The 19,009-nt window shown below is 43.8% G+C and carries 18 protein-coding genes and 1 tRNA gene; 2 read left to right on the top strand and 17 right to left on the bottom strand.

Annotation, left to right across the window (positions count from 1 at the left end; genetic code table 11):
• Positions 1–59 precede the first annotated feature (59 nt).
• From radC to KFE98_13680, 3 genes are all read right to left on the bottom strand, one after another.
• On the bottom strand, positions 60–743 hold the full coding sequence (gene radC / locus KFE98_13690) for a DNA repair protein RadC (GenBank protein UTW61065.1): 684 nt from the start codon (positions 741–743) through the stop codon (positions 60–62).
• Between the two features lie 102 nt (positions 744–845).
• Entirely contained in the window at positions 846–1,097 is a 252-nt protein-coding gene (gene rpsT, locus KFE98_13685; GenBank protein ID UTW61064.1) for a 30S ribosomal protein S20, read from the bottom strand.
• 24 nt (positions 1,098–1,121) lie between these two features.
• Positions 1,122–1,193: transfer RNA gene (locus KFE98_13680), tRNA-Glu, on the bottom strand.
• Between the two features lie 221 nt (positions 1,194–1,414).
• Between KFE98_13680 and KFE98_13675 the strand changes: the two genes are divergently transcribed.
• Positions 1,415–1,615 carry a membrane or secreted protein gene (locus KFE98_13675; protein UTW61063.1) on the top strand — a complete coding sequence of 67 codons (201 nt, stop codon included), beginning with the start codon at positions 1,415–1,417 and terminating at the stop codon, positions 1,613–1,615.
• 6 nt (positions 1,616–1,621) lie between these two features.
• On the opposite strand, the gene KFE98_13670 is transcribed toward KFE98_13675, so the two are convergent.
• From KFE98_13670 to sucC, 8 genes are all read right to left on the bottom strand, one after another.
• Complete coding sequence (locus KFE98_13670; GenBank protein UTW61062.1) at positions 1,622–2,698, bottom strand: FAD:protein FMN transferase; 1,077 nt, start codon at positions 2,696–2,698, stop codon at positions 1,622–1,624.
• Positions 2,699–2,765: 67 nt separating this feature from the next.
• Positions 2,766–4,064: an NADH:ubiquinone reductase (Na(+)-transporting) subunit F gene (nqrF, locus tag KFE98_13665; GenBank protein ID UTW61061.1), complete on the bottom strand. Its 1,299-nt coding sequence runs from the start codon at positions 4,062–4,064 to the stop codon at positions 2,766–2,768.
• 22 nt (positions 4,065–4,086) lie between these two features.
• Entirely contained in the window at positions 4,087–4,698 is a 612-nt protein-coding gene (gene nqrE, locus KFE98_13660; GenBank protein UTW61060.1) for an NADH:ubiquinone reductase (Na(+)-transporting) subunit E, read from the bottom strand.
• 16 nt (positions 4,699–4,714) lie between these two features.
• Complete coding sequence (locus KFE98_13655) at positions 4,715–5,398, bottom strand: NADH:ubiquinone reductase (Na(+)-transporting) subunit D (protein ID UTW61059.1); 684 nt, start codon at positions 5,396–5,398, stop codon at positions 4,715–4,717.
• 2 nt (positions 5,399–5,400) lie between these two features.
• Positions 5,401–6,120: an NADH:ubiquinone reductase (Na(+)-transporting) subunit C gene (nqrC, locus tag KFE98_13650; GenBank protein ID UTW64710.1), complete on the bottom strand. Its 720-nt coding sequence runs from the start codon at positions 6,118–6,120 to the stop codon at positions 5,401–5,403.
• A 16-nt stretch (positions 6,121–6,136) separates the two neighbouring features.
• A complete protein-coding gene (locus KFE98_13645) occupies positions 6,137–7,291 on the bottom strand; it encodes an NADH:ubiquinone reductase (Na(+)-transporting) subunit B (GenBank protein UTW61058.1) in 1,155 nt (384 codons plus the stop codon).
• A gap of 10 nt (positions 7,292–7,301) precedes the next feature.
• Positions 7,302–8,645 (bottom strand): Na(+)-translocating NADH-quinone reductase subunit A, encoded by a 1,344-nt coding sequence (locus tag KFE98_13640; protein UTW61057.1) that lies wholly within the window; start codon positions 8,643–8,645, stop codon positions 7,302–7,304.
• 314 nt (positions 8,646–8,959) lie between these two features.
• Positions 8,960–10,150: an ADP-forming succinate--CoA ligase subunit beta gene (gene sucC, locus KFE98_13635; GenBank protein UTW61056.1), complete on the bottom strand. Its 1,191-nt coding sequence runs from the start codon at positions 10,148–10,150 to the stop codon at positions 8,960–8,962.
• Positions 10,151–10,343: 193 nt separating this feature from the next.
• On the opposite strand from sucC, the gene KFE98_13630 reads away from it, so the two are divergent.
• Positions 10,344–11,606 (top strand): gliding motility-associated C-terminal domain-containing protein, encoded by a 1,263-nt coding sequence (locus KFE98_13630; protein UTW61055.1) that lies wholly within the window; start codon positions 10,344–10,346, stop codon positions 11,604–11,606.
• Positions 11,607–11,964: 358 nt separating this feature from the next.
• Here the strand turns inward: KFE98_13630 and KFE98_13625 are convergent, their stop codons facing one another.
• From KFE98_13625 to coaBC, 6 genes are all read right to left on the bottom strand, one after another.
• Positions 11,965–12,753, bottom strand: coding sequence for a class I SAM-dependent methyltransferase (locus tag KFE98_13625; protein UTW61054.1), 789 nt, complete (start codon positions 12,751–12,753; stop codon positions 11,965–11,967).
• Positions 12,754–12,835: 82 nt separating this feature from the next.
• Entirely contained in the window at positions 12,836–13,639 is an 804-nt protein-coding gene (locus KFE98_13620; GenBank protein ID UTW61053.1) for an SDR family oxidoreductase, read from the bottom strand.
• A 40-nt stretch (positions 13,640–13,679) separates the two neighbouring features.
• Positions 13,680–15,335 carry a DNA repair protein RecN gene (recN, locus tag KFE98_13615; GenBank protein UTW61052.1) on the bottom strand — a complete coding sequence of 552 codons (1,656 nt, stop codon included), beginning with the start codon at positions 15,333–15,335 and terminating at the stop codon, positions 13,680–13,682.
• A gap of 99 nt (positions 15,336–15,434) precedes the next feature.
• Positions 15,435–16,844: a hypothetical protein gene (locus KFE98_13610; GenBank protein ID UTW61051.1), complete on the bottom strand. Its 1,410-nt coding sequence runs from the start codon at positions 16,842–16,844 to the stop codon at positions 15,435–15,437.
• 65 nt (positions 16,845–16,909) lie between these two features.
• Complete coding sequence (locus KFE98_13605) at positions 16,910–17,803, bottom strand: DUF4835 family protein (protein UTW61050.1); 894 nt, start codon at positions 17,801–17,803, stop codon at positions 16,910–16,912.
• Positions 17,800–19,002 carry a bifunctional phosphopantothenoylcysteine decarboxylase/phosphopantothenate--cysteine ligase CoaBC gene (gene coaBC, locus KFE98_13600; protein UTW61049.1) on the bottom strand — a complete coding sequence of 401 codons (1,203 nt, stop codon included), beginning with the start codon at positions 19,000–19,002 and terminating at the stop codon, positions 17,800–17,802. The genes KFE98_13605 and coaBC overlap by 4 nt, the downstream gene beginning before the upstream one ends.
• Between the last annotated feature and the right edge of the window lie 7 nt (positions 19,003–19,009).

The raw sequence follows: 19,009 nt of genomic DNA, 5'->3' as shown, positions 1-19,009 counted from the left end.
TGGATTGGCTAAAGTAATTCTTCCCCTCGACAAATCCGAAAAATTGAAACCACCATAGATTAAATGAGGCCTTTATCGGCAAAACTGAAATAGGAATTACCGGCCACAATCAAATGATCGATTACTTGTAGCCCTAAAAGCTGAGCTCCATCTTTGACCTTTTGCGTGAGTTTTTTGTCTTGGATGCTGGGCTTAAGGTTTCCTGAGGGATGATTATGCCCAAGAATAATGGAAGACGCCATTTGATCGATGGCTGCCTTGAAAATCTTGCGGCAATCGACGATGGTGGAATCAATACCTCCGGAACTAACCTTGTGCCGACCGATAACCCGATTGGCCTTGTTGAGCAGGAGAACCCAAAATTCTTCGTAATTCAAATCGACGAGATCGGAGTAAAAATGATGATAGGCATCTTTGCTGCAACGGATCTTTTCGGAAATCGAATCGTCAGACTGACGTTTTCGCCGGCCTAGCTCTAAGGCAGCTACAATACTGATTGCCTTGGCTTCTCCAATTCCATTGTATCGAACAAAATTGGAAACTCCAAGTCGACCGAGCTTGGCCAGGTTGCCGCCATTTTCGGATAGGATTCTTTTGCTTAAATCGACTGCTGATTCGGAGGTACTACCCGTACCAATAAGGATGGCGATTAGCTCTGCATTACTTAAAGCTTGAGTACCTTTTTGAATAAGTTTTTCGCGTGGACGATCATCTTTCGCCCATAGGTAGATTGGTTGTTTCATTTAGATTGGCTTTCCACAAAGGAAATACTACTGCGCCTAAAAAACAAAAAACCCTTGCCGATATTATCAACAAGGGTTCCTTTTAAGTTCTATCTTTTAAAACTATAGAGCGGCTACCTTACGAGTCAATTTAGACTTCAAGTTGGCGGCTTTGTTTTTATGAATGATGTTGCGCTTAGCCAACTTATCAATCATGCTCACCACTTTAGGTAGGCTTTCCTGAGCTGCTTTCTTATCCGTCTCACTTCTCAAGTCGCGGATAGCATTACGAGTGGACTTGTGTACGTAACGGTTACGTAGTCTTCTGGTCTTAATTTGACGAACTCGCTTTAATGCAGATTTAAGATTTGCCATGCAAAACTGTTTTAAAAAAATTAGCAGCCCATAGGAGAATCGAACTCCTGTTTCAAGGATGAAAACCTTGCGTCCTAACCACTAGACGAATGGGCCAAAATTTGAAGGTGCAAATATATAAAAATTGAGCTTCGCTCAGTATTTTTTTTTGCTCCGTCGTTTCAAAGAATGTTGCTTGTGTTTCAAAGCGGATGCAAAAGTAGAAATAAATTTAAACGTCAAAAATTTTTGGGCATTTTTTTTCAATCTTTCCTCCCCTATTCAACAATGAGACCAAAGTCACCTTATATAAGACTACTCTGTTGTATTTTTGCCCCATGAAATTGGTATTGGTTTCGATTGGCATGTTAGCCCTGGCATTTGCAGGGATCGCCATTAAGATTTTGGTTAAGCGGGATGGAAAGTTCGAAGGAACTTGTGCCAGCAACAGTCCTTTTCTTAACGAAGAAGGAAAACCTTGCAGCTTCTGTGGAGCTCTTCCTGATGAGCAATGCAAGAAAGAATCTGAGGCCGCTTAGGCACTTTTACTCTTCCAGGTATTTTATTTGGTTCTCCAGACCTTGTGTCAGGTAAGTCTTCATTTCTCCTGTTGAATCGCTATACACCAACATCGCCTCAAGGTGCCATTCATCTTGACCCAAAAGCGCTTTTGCTTTGGGATAGCCCATTACCATAAAAGCAGTTGCATAGGCATCAGCCAATTGGCAACTTTCCGAAATAACGGTCGCACTGAGTAGCTGATGACGAGCAGGAAATCCGGTATGAGGATCAAAGGTGTGGTGATACTTTACTCCATCAATTTCCACTGACTTTCGGTAATTTCCTGAAGTCGCAATGGCTTTATCCTTCAAAGCAATGGTCGCCATCAACTTTCTATTTCCGGGTTGATTTCCTTCTACGGGTTTATCAATACCAACCACCCAGTCTTTTCCACCTTCTTTATGGCCTTTTACGATCATTTCCCCTCCTAATTCTACCAGGTAGTGATTCAATCCCGCCACATCCAAATAATCGGCGATTACGTCAACGGAATAACCTTGAGCAATAGCATTAAAATCCAATTGGATAGCAGGATTACCTTTTTGAAGGTTTATGGGGAGCTTTAGGCTCTCAAATCTTTTAATGCCAGTAAATGGAAGCGAATCTCCCTGATGCATAACCCACAGCTGATTCCAATCCATGAGCATCATGAGAGAATCCACTTTTGCCGAATCCACTTCCTCAGGTTTGCGCGCATCTGGCCCAAAGCCCCAATAGCTCAGTAAGGGCTTAATTAGGGGATTAAAAGCACCGTCGGTTCTTTGAAATACTTCATGTGAAGCCCAAAGATTCGTGGCAAAATGTTGGTCTACTTGAGCTCCCTCCTCACCAGAGTTAAAATCATCAATAATGGAGCCTTTCACCCAAGTGGATAAGGATTGATCCAAAGCCAATAACAGCGAATCTATTTCCTCTTTTTGAACCTCCGATTTTTCCCATCCCGTTATCTGGTAGGTGGTACCCTGAGCTTCTCCTCGAATAGTCCAGGAGTTATTCTCTTCTTTCGGTTGGCAAGATTGGAGGGTTATTGCTCCCAGCAATATAATGGCCCAATTTTTCATGCTCACGATCTAATTAAAATGGCAAAAAAAATCCCGGAAGTCAGAGACAACCGGGACGTTTTTAATTTTAACCTCCGAAGTCGTCGAAGGATACATTTTCTGGTGGCACTCCCCAGTCGTCGCACATCTTCAGTACAGCCTGGTTCATCATAGGTGGACCACAGAAATAGAACTCAATATCTTCTGGAGCATCGTGCTTGGCCAAGTACTGGTCAATCACTGCCTGGTGAACGAAACCCACAAAGCCATCTCCCTGGCTGTCGGTATCGGCCATTTCCTTCCAGTTATCTTCTTCTAAAGGCTCGGAAAGAACCATGTAGAATTTAAAGTTCGGGAAATCTTTTTCTAATGCACGGAAGTGCTCGATGTAGAACAACTCACGCTTAGAACGACCACCGTACCAGTAAGTCACCTTACGACCAGTTTTGATGGTTCTAAACAGATGGTACAAGTGAGATCTCATTGGAGCCATACCAGCACCACCACCGATGTACAACATCTCAGCATCAGTTTCCTTAATGAAGAACTCTCCATAAGGTCCTGATACGGTTACCTTGTCTCCTATTTTTCTGGAGAAAATGTAAGATGAGGCAATTCCAGGATTTACATCCATCCAGCCGTTCTTCTCACGATCCCATGGTGGAGTCGCAATACGTACATTCAACATGATACGACGACCCTCTGCAGGGTAACTGGCCATAGAGTAAGCACGCTCAACATCATCATCATTAACCATGCGCAAAGGCCATAGGTTAAATTTGTCCCACTCCATTTTGAACTTATCCGGATCGCCAGGATGCTCTTCTGGGTGAGCTGTGATATCAATGTCTTTGTAGTTAACCGTTGTTTGAGGGATTTCAATCTGGATGTAACCACCCGCCTTGTAATCCATATCCTCAGGAATCTCAACGATAAATTCTTTAATAAAAGAGGCCACGTTGTAGTTAGATACTACAGTAGCTTCCCACTTCTTGATACCGAATACCTCCTCAGGTACGGTGATATCCATGTCTTCTTTTACCTTAACCTGACAACCTAAACGCCAGCCTTCAGCAGCTTCTTTACGAGAAAAGTGTGGTTCCTCTGTAGGAAGCATACTTCCACCACCTTTGGTCACCTGGCACTTACATTGAACACAAGTACCACCACCACCACAGGCAGAAGGAAGGAAAATCTTAGCGTTACCCAGGGTACCCAATACGGTTCCACCAGCATCTACTTCAATTTCTTTTTCTCCGTTGATGGTCAACTTCACCTTACCGGATGGGGAAAGTTTTGCCTTTGCAAATAGCAGCAAAAATACCAGCAGCAAAATAACTACCAGAAAGGCGCTAATCGCAGCTAAAAGTGTAATTCCAATTTCCATGTCTTACTGTTTCTTTCTGATTTTACAATTCAATTCCCATAAAACTCATAAAGGCGATACCCATGAGTCCGGTAATGATAAAAGTGATACCCAATCCGCGCAATGGAGCCGGAACGTTGGAGTAACGAATTTTCTCACGAATGGCTGCAATGGCCACAATAGCCAGGAACCATCCCACTCCAGAACCCAAGCCAAAAGAAGTGGCCTCAGCAATGGTAGCGTATTGTCTTTCCTGCATAAACAAGGCACCACCCAGGATGGAGCAGTTTACCGCAATAAGTGGAAGGAAAATACCCAAAGCCCCATAAAGAGCGGGAGCAAATTTTTCTACGATCATCTCTACCAACTGCACCATGGATGCAATTACAGCGATGAACATAATAAAGCTAAGGAAACTCAGGTCCATCTCAGGCAAACCAGCCCAAGCCAAAGCTCCTTCTTTCAATACGTAGTTTTCGAGTAGGTAGTTAATTGGAACGGTAATCCCCAATACGAAGATTACAGCGGCTCCAAGACCTACACCGGTTTTTACTGTTTTGGAAACGGCCAGATAGGAACACATCCCCAAAAAGTAAGCGAAGATCATGTTCTCAATGAAGATCCCCTTGACAAATATGTTAATAAGCTCTTGCATGACTTTTTACTTCTTTTTAGTGTGCTTCAATCAATGATTTGTTTCTGGCACGTTGAATCCAGATAATAATTCCTACAAAGATCAATGCCATTGGAGGCAGAATAACCAGGTTGTTGTTCATGTAACCCATGCCGTACAAACCAGTCTTTTCAGCGGCATCACCCAACAAGGCAATTCCGAAAAGCTTTCCTGATCCAAGGATCTCACGGAAAACACCAACAATGATCAAAATAGCACCATAACCTACGGCGTTTCCAAAACCATCCAATAGAGATGGCCAAGGCTTGTTACCCAAGGCAAAGGCTTCCAATCGTCCCATGATAATACAGTTGGTAATAATCAAACCAACGAATACCGACAACTGCTTACTTACATCATACATAAAGGCTTTAAGCACCTGGTCAACCAAAATTACCAGAGAAGCTACCACCACCAACTGAACGATAATCCGGATACGATCTGGAATTCCGTTTCTCATTAGCGATACAATCACGTTACCAGCCATCAGTACGAACATTACGGAAATGGTCATCACCACCGCATTCATGGCTTGGGTTGTAATTGCCAGGGCCGAACAGATTCCAAGTACCTGAACCGTAATCGGGTTTTGGTCATCCAATGGATCGACCATCAATTGCCTGTTCTTCTTGGAGAACAGAGGCTCTTTTGCTTTTTTCTCAACTACTGCTGTATCGGCCATGATTAAGATTTAATTTTTTCGAAATAAGGTTTGTACACTTCAAAGGTTCTTTGAAGCATTTCTTCTACTCCTTTGGAAGTAATGGTTCCTCCGGTAATTCCGTCAACTCCATTTGGGTTGTCGCTACCGCCACCACCTTTCATAATCACAAAGGCAACTTCACCGTTGGCGTAGATCTGATCTCCTGAAAACTGCTCTTCGAAAATAGATTCCTTGATCTCAGCTCCCAAACCGGGTGTCTCAGTCTTGTGGTCAAAATTGGCTCCGAAAATGGTGTTCAAATCTCCTTTTAGAGAAACAAACCCCCAAATGGGTCCCCAAAGACCTGTACCAACCATTGGCACTACGTAGTAGTCCTCTCCATCTTTGTTACAGACGAACAAGGGGAAATTTAGTTTAGACTCTTCACGAGCACCTGCTTTCCACTCTTTGTATTCTTTCTTTACATCAATTCCAAAAGCTGAACCATCTTCTTCCGAAACTACTTCGCCTTGGTTATTGATCACCACCTGCTTCTTTACATACTCCGAAAACAAAGCATCAGCTTCGCTTCGAGATGTAACCACATTAATGGATGCAAGAATATTTTGTTTTTTCTCCTTTTGGATGTTTTCCTGCTGGAAAGGTTTTAGTGATACCGCTGCCAGCGATAACAGAGATCCCACCACGATAACCATCACGATGGCGAATCCAAAAGTATAGCCGTTACTGTTTTTATCTATTGCCATGGTTCCGACTTTATGCTTTTACTTTAACTCGTTTTAATCGACGGTTGATGTTTCCTTGAACCACGTAGTGATCAATCATTGGAGCCATCACATTCATAAATAGAATCGCCATCATAATTCCTTCTGGATAAGCCGGGTTAACCACGCGAATGAGGATACCCAATACCCCGCAGAAGAATCCGTAAATCCATTTACCAACATTGGTTTGAGCAGCACTTACAGGATCGGTAGCCATAAAGACCAAACCGAACATAAATCCACCCATCATCAATTGGTGTAGCGCATCAATCTTCATGTATTCGTTCAAGGCCAGCAAGTTGAAAGTAAAGGCCATCAAATAACCACCGATCAACATGGACAACATAACTCTCCAACTTGCAATTCCTGTATAGAGCAACAAGGCTGCTCCCAAAAGGATGGCAATAACCGAGGTTTCTCCAATCGATCCGGGAATAATACCGATAAAGCTCTCCATCAAGGATGGGATTCCAGCACCTCCTGATTCAGCCGCAACACCCAGTGCAGTAGCACCGGTGAATCCGTCTACAGTTGGCATTCCTTCAGTAGGAACCCATACCATATTACCTGACATTTGAGTAGGATAAGCAAAGAATAGGAAGGCACGAGCTGTGAGTGCCGGGTTAAGGATGTTCATCCCTGTACCACCGAATACCTCCTTACCGAATACTACGGCAAAGGCTGTAGCCAAACCAACCATCCAAAGAGGAACCTCAACAGGCATAATCAATGGAATAAGCATACCTGAAACCAGGAATCCTTCGTTGATCCCGTGGCCCTTAGCGATACAGAATCCAAATTCAACTCCCAGACCAACGGTGTAGGATACAATTACAAGAGGAAGAACTTTAAGCGCTCCGTATAGGAACATTTCCATCAATTCCCCTTCTTGTCCTGTTGCCATGTAGTGCTGATAGCCTACGTTGTACATTCCAAAAAGCAAACAAGGAACCAATGCAAGCACAACCATAATCATGGTACGCTTCAAGTCGATACCGTCGCGAATGTGTGCTCCTTTCTTGGTAGCATGACCCGGAACGAACAAGAAGGTTTCAAAACCGTCGTATACCGGCCAGTATTTATGTAACTTCCCTCCTTCTTCGAAGTGAGGTTTTACACTGTCTAATAGGTTTTTAAAAAGTTTCATTCTCCTTCTTTTATCCGCATTCTTGTTTAACCAGATCCAACCCGCTTCTTACGATATCCTGAAGATCAATCTTCGATGTACAAGCAAACTCGCACAACGCAAAATCTTCGGGAGCTACTTCGTAAACTCCGAGGTTTTCCATTCCTTCAATATCCTTGGTCAGCATGGCTTTCAATAGGTAAACCGGGTAAATGTCAAAAGGGAATACCTTTTCATATTGACCTGACATTACAAATGCTCTTTCTTCACCATGAAGAGAAGTTCCCAAATCATACGTCTTTCCTGGGGTCAACCAAGAGAAGAATGTTCTTGAGAGGGAGAACTTGTCAAATCCAGGGGCAATCCATCCAAAGAACTCAGGATTCTCATCTTCTGGAATCACTGAAATTTGGTGGTTGTAAAACCCGAGGTAACCTTCCATGGAAACTCGCTCACCGGTCAAAACGTTTCCGGAAATAATACGAGCATCATTATTATCAATCTTACCGCTTACCAAGGCCTCCACTTGAGATCCGATCGTTGCCGATAGATACTTTGGAGCATTCACTTTGGAACCGGTGAGAGCTACTACTCTTTGAGAGTCGAATTGTCCCGATTTTAAGAACTTACCGATGGCGGCCAAATCCTGAGGATTGATCACCCATACTTTCTCGCCTTTGTTGATCGGGTCGATGTGGTGAATTTGAACACCAACGTTTCCAGCTGGGTGAGGACCAGATACCTGGTGAAGCACTGCTCCTTTCAAAGAACCAAATACTCCATTGTCACCTGTACGGGTACTGATGTGTACTTTTCCCGAAGTCAACTTGCTCATCGCTTCTACTCCTGCCTGAAGATCAGCCTGACGATCTTTTAGGATAAATCCATAGTCAGGTGCCATAGGAGCTGAATCGAAAGCAGAAACGAAAATCGCCTTAGGCGTATCAGCGGGATCCGCTACCACATCGTAGGGACGCTGACGAATGCTTGGCCAATTTCCACTCTGTAGCAGTACTTCCTTCAATTGATCTGAAGAGAAAGACTCCCAGCCAGAGGTGGCAAAGCTTTCGTATTTCATTTCCTTGTCGGCCAAAATGCGTACTTCGAGGATACGACGCTTTTCTCCACGAACAATATCAACGAGCTCGCCGCTAACTGGAGCAACGAATTTCATGTTGTTATTGTACTTGTCGTGGAAGAGCGCGGTACCTACTTTGACTTCGGCTCCGACTTTTAATTCGAGTTTGGGGTTAAGCCCGTGAAAATCGGTGGGCTTGACTGCGAAGGTCGTTGAGGACGTAGCTTCGATCGACTGATCTGCCGAACCTTTAAGCTTTATGTCAACTCCCTTTCGAATCTTGACGCTTGCTGCCATTTAACGATTTTTAATAGCTGAAAAAACGGCGCAAATTTATCATTAAAATGTTTGTTTTATATGGTATTGCCGGGTCTATTTGGAATAGGTGTATTGAGGCGGAGATTATCGGCTTTAACCAAATAACACAAAACCCTAATTAACAGCAACTTACAAGTAAATCCCTAAAAATAAGTAAGGATCATAAAATGTAATTTAGACCAATTCTAAATAATAAACAAAGCGCTTTTTGGACTCCATTTTTTTCCAAAAAAAATGCCCTGTGATAAGAGTCACAGGGCACTATAATATTTGTTCCTAATGGAAAGGTCCAATTAGACCAACAATTCCTTCACCTTATCAGCTGCTTCTTGCAACAAGATAGCGGAGTGAACTTTAAGTCCTGAATTGTCGATAATCTCTTTTGCTTCTTCTGCATTGGTTCCTTGCAAACGAACGATGATCGGTACATTGATATCGCCCATGTTATTACAAGCATCAACTACACCTTGAGCTACACGGTCGCAACGAACGATTCCACCAAAGATGTTAACCAGAATGGCTTTTACATTAGGGTCTTTTAGAATCATACGGAAGGCCTTCTCTACTCTTTCAGCATCGGCAGTACCACCTACGTCAAGGAAGTTAGCAGGATTACCACCACTCAACTTAATGATGTCCATAGTAGCCATGGCCAAACCAGCACCGTTTACCATACAACCTACGTTTCCGTCAAGCTTTACAAAGCTCAATCCAGCTTCACTTGCTTCAACTTCAGTAGGATCTTCTTCGGTTACATCTCTCATAGCTGCCAAGTCTGGCTGACGGTACAAGGCGTTGTCTTCCAGGTTCACTTTACAGTCAACCGCAATGATCTTAGAATCAGAAGTTTTAAGAACTGGGTTAATCTCAAACATAGCAGAGTCACTTCCGAGGTAAGCATTGTAAAGAGAGTTTACAAACTTCACCATTTGCTTAAAACCCATACCGCTCAAGCCCAAGTTGAAGGCAATACGGCGAGCTTGAAATCCCTGAAGTCCAACTGCTGGATCAATTTCTTCTTTAAAAATACGCTCTGGAGTCTTTTCGGCTACTTCTTCAATATCCATTCCCCCTTCTGGAGAATACATAATGATGTTTCTTCCTGTCTCCCGGTTGAGCAGAACAGACATGTAATATTCTTCTGGCTCTGATTCACCCGGATAGTATACATCCTGAGCGATAAGCACTTTGTTTACCAACTTTCCTTCAGGACCAGTTTGTGGGGTAACCAAAGTCATTCCAATGATTTGATCTGCAAGGGTGCGAACGTCATCCAGGCTCTTTGCCAGTTTAACACCACCACCTTTACCGCGTCCACCTGCATGAATTTGAGCTTTAACCACCCACCATTCGGTTCCTGTTTCAGCGTTCAAACGTTTAGCGGCCTCAACAGCTTCATCAGCTGTGCTGGCTACATATCCTTCCTGAATGGCTACTCCGTATCCCTTGAGTACAGATTTGCCTTGGTATTCGTGAATATTCATTGTTGCTTTTTGTCTGTTTTGAGGCTGCCAAAAGTAACACTTTACACGTTTTGAAGGATTTAGTTTTACAGCTTTTTTGTGGGAATTCCCCAACCCAAAGTTCAAACTCTCAGTCAACCCTTTTAAATTGCTATATTTACGTGAATTAAAGGATTTAGAAATGAAGGTGGAGAGCTATATTAAAATCCTGACAGTGACTCTATTGAGCCTGCCATTTTGGGCAACACTTCAGGCCGAAACCGACGTCGTTAAACCGCTTACTATCCTAGGCCCCGAAAACGCTGTTTGCGCAGGTAAATCGGTGGAATTGAAAGCTACGGGCGGGCAAAACTTTGAATTCATTTGGTCACCAGGGAACTTATTCAACTTCCCAGATCGCAGTGTGGTTCAAGTTACCGTAAATCAAACGACAACGGTAAAAGTAGTCCGCATTCACAAGATCAATATGAGCCGTGACAGTGCTTATTTCACCATTCGGATTAATGAAAAGAAAACGGAGATTCGTGGAAACACCTACATCTGTTCCGGTGATAGCAGCTTCCTAAAAATTGACACCAAATACACCCGTCCAATTTGGAGTACCGGTGAACGTTCGTACGGCATTTGGGTTAAAACTCCGGGCATCTATTCTGTTGTAGCCAATGAAGGATGTATTGCAGTAAAAGGTGAGCTTTTCGTATCCTCCAAGACCAAGCCTGTTGCCCGTATTATGCCTGACAGAAGTACTGATCTTTGCCTGGGACAAAAGGTGGTATTAACTTCTTTTAGTCCTGACCACCCGAGCTGGTCAACCGGAGAAACGGCCAAAAGCATTGTGGTTTCCACCGATAAAAACATTACCCTCACCAACTCCAATGAATGTGGAGTAGCAACAGAAGAAATTAGCGTTAAGGTGCGCCATGTCAACGCTCACTTCACCACCGATGAATACAAAGGTGAAGCCCCTTTAAAAATCAATTTTTACAACAGTTCTGAAAAAGCCTCTCGCTACAGTTGGTACCTTAACGGTCAATTGTTTTCAGAAGAACAAGACCCTGATCTTCTCCTTTCTGAGCCCGGTTTCTACAAGGTTAGACTAATTGCCTTTAACCAATGGGGCTGCCGTTCGGATATGATTTATGATCACTTCCAGGTTACCGAACCAAGAGACCGTGTTGTTCAAACTCCGGGAGCAATCAACGACCATGTTATCTTTCCAAACAGCTTTTCACCCAATGGTGACGGATTAAACGACGAATTTGCCATTCAAACCCGAGGAGTTTCTCATGTCGAAATCCGAGTATTTGATCGCTGGGGACAACTCATTTATCAAGAGGAAGGATTCAGTCCGATGTGGAGTGGAAAAGACAAAAGTGGTAATGAAGTGTCGAATGGCAAGTACCTATTGCAGGTCAACTACATGGAGCAAAATGGGGATCGAAATTCGATAACCAGCACGATTCATGTGATCCGCTAAAGGAGAGCTACCAATTCAGGCCTCCTAACACGAATTTCAAGAGGACTACTATAAAGGCCAATCCAGTATAAATTACACCTAATCCAATTAGGGCTATCCCGAGGAAATCAAACTTCTCAACCTCATGTCTCTTTGCCTCAATTATTCCCAAAAAAGAGAATAACACAGTCAGTACACCCAAAACAAAATGGAACGATGGCCAACAGCTCAAATAGTCCGCATTAGGCCGACAAATTATTTGAGAAGTATGAATCAATAGATTCAATATTAAGATGCAACAGAAAGTGGTAACCGAAACAAAGAAGTAAATGTAAATCCGTGCTGAGTGCATAGAACCTACCGTTTTAACGATACTCCCCTACTTCAGAACAAAATGTTGTTTGGGGCACTTAATGCCTAAAAATACAATTCCAAGGTGGTAAAGATCGACGGTTACAGGAAAACGTTCATCCTCCACGATTTCTTTCCAAGCCCGCCCCATTTCGGCAGACCAATAAATATCGTCGAAAACCAGCACTCCCTCCTCTCCCATGAAGGGCAAAATCGTATTGAGGTAATCCATGGTCGGCTGATACTGATGATTTCCGTCCAGAAAGACTAAATCCAAAGGCAAGGACAGATTACCCAATAAAGGCTCCAGGGTATCCTTAAACTGCCCTTCAATCAAGCTAATGTTTTTGAGTTTGAGTCGGTCGAAGAGCCTTTGAGCCACTTTGACCTGATGTGGATTTCCTTCCAGGGTAGTCACTCGAGCTGATTTGCTTACCGAGGCGAGATAAGATGTTGCCAGGCCGAGGCAGGTGCCCAACTCCAGCATGTGGCGGCTCGCACAAAAATTGGCCAGTTTAAAAAGGAACTGCCCTTTCCAGGCTGGGGAACTGGATATACGAACCACATCTCCAACGGTACGACTGCCTGCCGTGGATACCGATGACCCAGCCCCATGATCGACTTGAGGAATTGGGGTTTCGCTACCCAACAATCGGTTCCTTTCCCGTTCGATTATGGGAAAAATGTAAAAGGGAGTTTTATCTGTCCATACATCCTGGTAGAAACGATAGACAAAAGGCGAATGCAGACCATGCGCATTTCCGGCCCGTGACCGATACCGCAAGTACTGAATTACCCTGTAGGTTTCTTTACCCATGAACTGCCCTTAAACAAAAAATGCCCGCTGCAGCTCGATTTGAGCCGACAGCAAGGCATTTTTTAATGAGTTTCTTTCGGGATTATCCTTCGAAAATTTCTGGGGCAACACCCATATTCGAAAATCCACCGTCGTGAAACAGATTTTGCATGGTCACCATTTTGGTAAAGTCGGAGAACATTGTCAAACAGTAGTTAGCACAATCGTCTGCCGTAGCATTTCCAAGTGGAGACATCTTGTCTGCAAAATCAATAAAGTCATTAAATCCTTTTACCCCTGTTCCTGCTGTAGTAGGTGTAGGAGATTGAGAAATCGTATTAACACGAACGTTTTTGCTGTTTCCGTAGTGATATCCAAAACTTCTTGCGATAGATTCTAACAAGGCTTTAGCTTCTGCCATATCACTGTAGTCTGGAAAAGTTCTTTGAGCTGCGATGTAGGTCAAAGCCAATACACTTCCCCAATCGTTGATCGCATCCAGCTTCATAGCTGTTTGCATCACCTTGTGAAAAGACAAAGCAGATACATCCAAAGTCTTTTGAAAAAAGTCGTAGTTCAAATCGGTATAAGCACGCTCTTTACGAACGTTAGGTGACATTCCAATACTGTGAAGTACAAAGTCAACCTTTCCACCCAAATGATCCATGGACTCCGTAAAGAGTTTTTCCAAATCTTCAACTGAAGTTGCATCAGCCGGAATAACCGGGGCATCACACTGCGCAGATAGCTCCTTGATTTTTCCCATACGTAGGGCGATGGGTGCATTGGTCAAGGTAAAGCTTGCACCTTCTTCCTTAGCCTTTACGGCCACTTTCCAGGCAATTGAGTTTTCATCCAGGGCTCCAAAGATGATTCCTTTTTTACCCTGTAACAGATTATATCCCATGTATTAAGTGTTTTTTTCGAATGCCAAAGTTAGTCAACCCTTAGTTATTCAAAAGTATCCGGGCATTTTCTTTTGCTATTGAACTTACCTCTTCCCCACTCAGCATTTTGGCCAGTTCCAAAATTCGCTCTTCGGTAGCCAAGGGCTTAATCCGGGTATGTGTTTCCTCCCCGATGTGTTCTTTGTACACCCGAAGGTGTTGAACTCCCTTAGCAGCAATTTGGGGTAAATGAGTAATACTGATTACTTGACGATCGAGTGACATGCCTTTCATCATGTCTCCCATTTTGTTGGCTATTTCTCCACTAACTCCTGTATCAATTTCATCAAATATGATGGAAGGCATCGAGGTTTTCTTACTCAGAATGAACTTAATAGCCAACATAACCCTCGACAATTCACCACCGGAAGCCACTTTATGAACGGGCTGTAAATCGGAACCAGAATTGGCGCTGAACAACACATCAATTTTGTCTTTACCGAACTCGCCCCAATCAGCAGCGTCCTGCACATCCATTTGAATTCGAGCCTTAGGCATACCCAAGTCGCGCAACCAGCCTTCTATTTCCTCAGCCAGCTTCTTGCCAACGGATTGCCTTTTTTTGGACAGCTTTTGGGCTTCTTTTTGATAAACCTCCTGAGCCTTTTCCCACTCTCCTCTCAATTGTTGGATTTCTTCATCCATTTGATCGGTGGAATCAGTGCGTTGCTTCAGCTCCTGCCATTTTTCAATCAATTGTTCCTCCTCAGTCAACTGATGTTTAAACAAGAGGGAATTTAAAGCGTCCACCCGGTCAGATAACTCTGCAATGCGCTGTGGGTCGTGTTCCACTGATTCTTGCTGAGCCTCTACTTCGGCTCTCAAATCTTCCAACTCAATGGAAACGCTTTCCAACCGATTGTACAAATCCATAAAGTCGGAGGAAATATCTTTTAGCCCAGCCAAAAGGTGCTTTACCTGCTCCACTGTCCCAATCAATTGCCCACCAGATTCATCAAAGGCCTCCACTACTCCATGCAGATTAGTCTTGATGTCTTCGGCATGCTGTAAGCGGGCCAATTCAGATTCCATTTGAGAAAGCTCTCCTTCCTTCGGTTGCAGCTCATCCAACTCCTTAAGCAGAAATCGGTAGTAATCCTGATCCAACAACTGACGGGCTTGTTTCTCTTCCAACTCAGCCAACTTTTGCTTGAGTTTTCTTACGGCATAAAAACGAACCTTACAAGCCTCCCTTTGCTCCAGGAGACCAGCATAGGCATCCAAAACGAACAAGCGAAAGGATGCATCGGTTAAGGATAGGTTCTCATGCTGAGAGTGTATATCTATAAGCAGTGCTCCTAAATCTTTTAGCTGATTGAGGTTGGCAGGTGTATCATTGATAAAAGCTCTGGACTTACCCGATGGAGCGATTTCCCGACGGACAATGAGTGGGTTGTCATTGTCAAAATCTTCGCGTTGCAAAAATTCAAAAATGGCCGGCCGACTCACGTCAAACCGAGCCTCAATCACGCATTTCCGCTCGGCGTCCCGCAAAGGAGATGATTGCACTCGACTTCCTAAAACCAAAGACAAAGCTCCTAACAAAATGGATTTTCCGGCACCGGTTTCACCGGTAATGGTAGTAAACCCACTCTGAAGGGATATATCGAGTTGATCGATAAGTGCAAAATTGGATATAGAGAGCTGACAAAGCATATTGAACCTTAAGGCATTAAGAAATACGAATTCGAGACATCGCCTGGCTCAAACATAGGAATTAAGCCCGTTGATTCTGGTAGGGTTGATAAATAAATCTTACTGGATAAAGCGCTCCAAAACATTTTGTGTAATTCTACTCACAGCAGAATCCACAGGCAATGCATGGGTATAGTCAATAGACCCTACTGAAAACACCTGGCCTCCAGATGGATTTTGGTAATAGACCATCCAGGCTCCACCTTCATTTGCATTCGTTCCAATAGCCAGGGTATCAAGCGGAGGTGAATCAGGACCTACCTTATCGGTTTCATGGCCGGAAGCTCCTCCATTGCAGGACATGCAATTCTGTCCAAAGAGGTCACCTTTCTTAAGGCCGGTTCCCTTAAAGATCCAATGATCCGGATCATGAACCTTGTAGGGTGCTCCGGTGTTAAAACCTCGGCTATCATACTCCACTCCAAGCAAGGCGTCCATGGGCTGAGAAAGTTGAGACCACTGTCCGCCAGGGGTGGGAATATAATAATGAATATCCAGGTTTCTTCTTACTTCCAAGACGTTTAGCTCCACGTTATAAACCACTTTCCAATAAACTCCGTTACCTCCCAGGTACATGAGATTTCCTCCTTGATTGAGAAAGTGAACGAGGTTGTCACGCATGGTTTGCGACCAGTACTCAGGATGCACATGTAGAATCAACACCCGGTACCCAGACAAGAGAGTGGGAGAATCGTGCAAATCGCGATCGCAATAAGCATCATAGGCGTAGTTGTTATCCTCCAACCACCCGTGCATAAAACGTTCAGCACTGGCCAAGTGGTTCTTGGTGGCCTGAGCCGTAGGAGATGCCATAAGATTAGGCCGATAAAAGCTCACATTTTCTGAAGTGGGATAATCGTCTTCAACCACCGTATTGTAAAAAGAAGCTCCTCCCCAATAGTTGTACGCTTGCCAGGTATTGGTAGAGGCCAACACGGCTATTTTGTTGGGCAAAGCATTACGTGGCTTTTTGACAATGAAGGTGACCCAAAAGTCTCTTCCATTTTCATTCATCAGGCGAGCAGAATACATACCAGAAGCCCAATGATCAGGAATGGTAAATCGAAAGCTTTCTTTCCATTTACAACCATAAGAGTAGGAATAGCAACTGTAGTTCTGCACACGTCCGGATATTCCTCTGATCTCATAAACCTTCTTTAGGGTGCTGGCACAAGCGTAAAAATCCACATCAAAACGAGTAGTCCGGCAATGGGTAAAAAAGATTGCTTCTTCTCCCGGAAAGTAGCTCTGTTTGTCAGAATACCCCTCCATTTCCGACTCATTTACAATGCTATCGCCGGTATTGCAGTTTACCGAGGAATACTTGTAATAATCCGGATTCTCAACCACCGCTCGATCCATGAGGCTGTACTTCTCTTCACATCCGTAAAAAAGAAGCAACAAGGCAACGACGGGAATTAGTGGAGCATAAAAACTCAATTTCCTGGATTTGAGGATAGTGCTATTCATCTTGGAATGGTTCAGATAGAAGGAGAAAGGTAGTCATTTTCGCAAAACGTCTGGTTGATCTTCCGTCAGTTCAGAATCTCACCGTACCTGATCGTATTGGCAGGATCAATCTTGTTGAGCAACTCCATTACTTTGTCCTGCTCATCTCGATTGGCTTCCTGGTAGATCTTAATTACTTCGTTGACCTTAGAGTCGAAGAAAACACGCATGTTAAACGATACAGGTACATTACGGTGTACATCTTCCAAGAGCATAAGGCTGCGGGTAAGAGCTGCACGTCCGGCATCCACATCTTTGCTCATTTGATCCAAGCCCAGGCGATGGTACTCGTAATAACAACGACGTAGGTTTTTGAATCGGGGGCTCAAGTGATTTTCTACCAACCAATACCGGTTTCTTTTATCGCTTGAAGACCATCCCTTAAAACTCGAGCTTTGAGCGTTAGCCACAATTTGTTGAGCCTTGGTAAAGTAAACCGTACCACCATTGTTTGAAAACGAATCAGAATCGTAATCCAAGACCATATAGCAGTAATAGGCCAAAGTTGAAGTCAGGTTATCGGTAAAGGTGTTTTCAGAAAAATCCATGGTTAGGTTATTCTGATCATACACGAAAGAAAAGTTTTCATCTTTAAAACTGAAGATGGGAGTATAATAGGTAGTGTTGTAAACTGGTCGCCTCACCTGAACTTGGATGGTGGCCTCGTAATTCACAACGTCACTCACGTTGGTCAACTCAATCAAAACACTCCACTCGATCTTTTCAGCCTCCTTGTATACATGATTAGTCCATTTCCGGTTATTGATAAACTCGGTAATAAACACCTCCATGTCTTCAAAAATGGTTTTATCCGTGTTCTCCAAACGCTGGTAGTTGATAGAAACCTGGCATTGCATTTCCTGTGCTTGTGCACTAAAAAAAACAACGAATAAACCTATAGCTGTTAGGATCAACCTCATGACCAATATGATTTCAGGTAGTTGATAATATCAGACGCCACTTCAGTTTTTGATTTGAGGTCAAACGAAGTCTTGTTCTGATTTTTGTCCAATATGGTAATTTTATTTGTATCCACAGAAAATCCAGCACCTGGATCGCGCAAAGAGTTAAGAACGATAAAATCCAGGTTTTTATTTTTCAGTTTTTTCCAGGCATTACTTTCTTCATCATTGGTTTCAAGCGCAAACCCAATTAAGGTTTGACTTTCGGTCTTTTTACCGCCCAATTCGGCCAAAATATCCCGGGTTTTGGTCAACTTCAATTCAGGCGCTCCTGACTCTTTCTTAATTTTTTGATCGGCTACTTGTTCCGGCGTGTAATCGGCTACGGCAGCAGCGAGAATAGCTACATCTGAAGAGTTAAACCGGGAAACGGCCTCTTGATACATTTCAGCTGCGGTCTCCACTGGAACCACTTCAATAGAAGGATGCTCGGCCTTAACTTGGACGGGGCCACTTACCAGCACTACCCTTGCGCCTAAATTGGCGGCGGCCTCAGCCAAGGCATACCCCATCTTTCCAGAAGAACGGTTACCAATAAATCGAACTGGATCAATCGGTTCGTAGGTTGGGCCGGCGGTTATCAAAACCGTTTTGTCTTGAAGAAAGGAATCCACTCCCCACCAATCGACGATGGCCTGAACAATATTTTCGGGTTCTTCCATTCTCCCCTTCCCTTCCAAACCTGAGGCCAATTCACCATCCTGGGCATCAATGACCCGCACCCCACTATTTCTGAGGGTCTCTAAATTTCTTTGCGTGGATGAATGGGCATACATATCCAAATCCATCGCCGGACAAACCCATACGGGACAGCGGGCACTTAAATAGGTAGTCAGAAGAAGATTGTCACTAATACCTGAAGCCATTTTTGCCAAAGTATTGGCCGAGGCCGGAGCAACCAGCATTAAATCAGCCCAGAGGCCAAGGTCTACGTGATTGGTCCAGGTTCCTGAATCTTTGTCGGTATAAAAATCGCTGAGTACAGGATTCTTAGAAAGGGTTGCCAAAGTAGGAGCCGTAATAAACTCTGAGGCAGAATGAGTCATCACCACACGCACTTCTGCGCCGGCTTTAACCAATAATCGAGTAAGCGCTGCCGATTTATAGGCCGCAATACTGCCTGTTACGCAAAGCAGTATTTTCCTACCCTTAAGCATGTAGAGG

The organism is bacterium SCSIO 12741, from assembly GCA_024398055.1.
In the GTDB taxonomy this organism is placed as follows: Bacteria; Bacteroidota; Bacteroidia; order Flavobacteriales_G; family Salibacteraceae; genus SCSIO-12741.
Note: the sequence above shows the minus strand (reverse complement) of the source record. Positions and strands in the feature narration are given on the sequence as shown.

Bases quoted from the DNA above. Each gene is read 5' to 3' on its own strand.
- KFE98_13655 (UTW61059.1), bottom strand. From the start codon at position 5,398: ATGGCCGATACAGCAGTAGTTGAGAAAAAAGCAAAAGAGCCTCTGTTC.
- KFE98_13640 (UTW61057.1), bottom strand. From the start codon at position 8,645: ATGGCAGCAAGCGTCAAGATTCGAAAGGGAGTTGACATAAAGCTTAAA.
- KFE98_13675 (UTW61063.1), top strand. From the start codon at position 1,415: ATGAAATTGGTATTGGTTTCGATTGGCATGTTAGCCCTGGCATTTGCA.
- recN (UTW61052.1), bottom strand. From the start codon at position 15,335: ATGCTTTGTCAGCTCTCTATATCCAATTTTGCACTTATCGATCAACTC.
- KFE98_13620 (UTW61053.1), bottom strand. From the start codon at position 13,639: ATGGGATATAATCTGTTACAGGGTAAAAAAGGAATCATCTTTGGAGCC.
- nqrE (UTW61060.1), bottom strand. From the start codon at position 4,698: ATGCAAGAGCTTATTAACATATTTGTCAAGGGGATCTTCATTGAGAAC.
- sucC (UTW61056.1), bottom strand. From the start codon at position 10,150: ATGAATATTCACGAATACCAAGGCAAATCTGTACTCAAGGGATACGGA.
- coaBC (UTW61049.1), bottom strand. From the start codon at position 19,002: ATGCTTAAGGGTAGGAAAATACTGCTTTGCGTAACAGGCAGTATTGCG.
- KFE98_13670 (UTW61062.1), bottom strand. From the start codon at position 2,698: ATGAAAAATTGGGCCATTATATTGCTGGGAGCAATAACCCTCCAATCT.
- KFE98_13645 (UTW61058.1), bottom strand. From the start codon at position 7,291: ATGAAACTTTTTAAAAACCTATTAGACAGTGTAAAACCTCACTTCGAA.
- KFE98_13625 (UTW61054.1), bottom strand. From the start codon at position 12,753: ATGGGTAAAGAAACCTACAGGGTAATTCAGTACTTGCGGTATCGGTCA.
- nqrF (UTW61061.1), bottom strand. From the start codon at position 4,064: ATGGAAATTGGAATTACACTTTTAGCTGCGATTAGCGCCTTTCTGGTA.
- KFE98_13610 (UTW61051.1), bottom strand. From the start codon at position 16,844: ATGAATAGCACTATCCTCAAATCCAGGAAATTGAGTTTTTATGCTCCA.
- KFE98_13605 (UTW61050.1), bottom strand. From the start codon at position 17,803: ATGAGGTTGATCCTAACAGCTATAGGTTTATTCGTTGTTTTTTTTAGT.
- rpsT (UTW61064.1), bottom strand. From the start codon at position 1,097: ATGGCAAATCTTAAATCTGCATTAAAGCGAGTTCGTCAAATTAAGACC.
- radC (UTW61065.1), bottom strand. From the start codon at position 743: ATGAAACAACCAATCTACCTATGGGCGAAAGATGATCGTCCACGCGAA.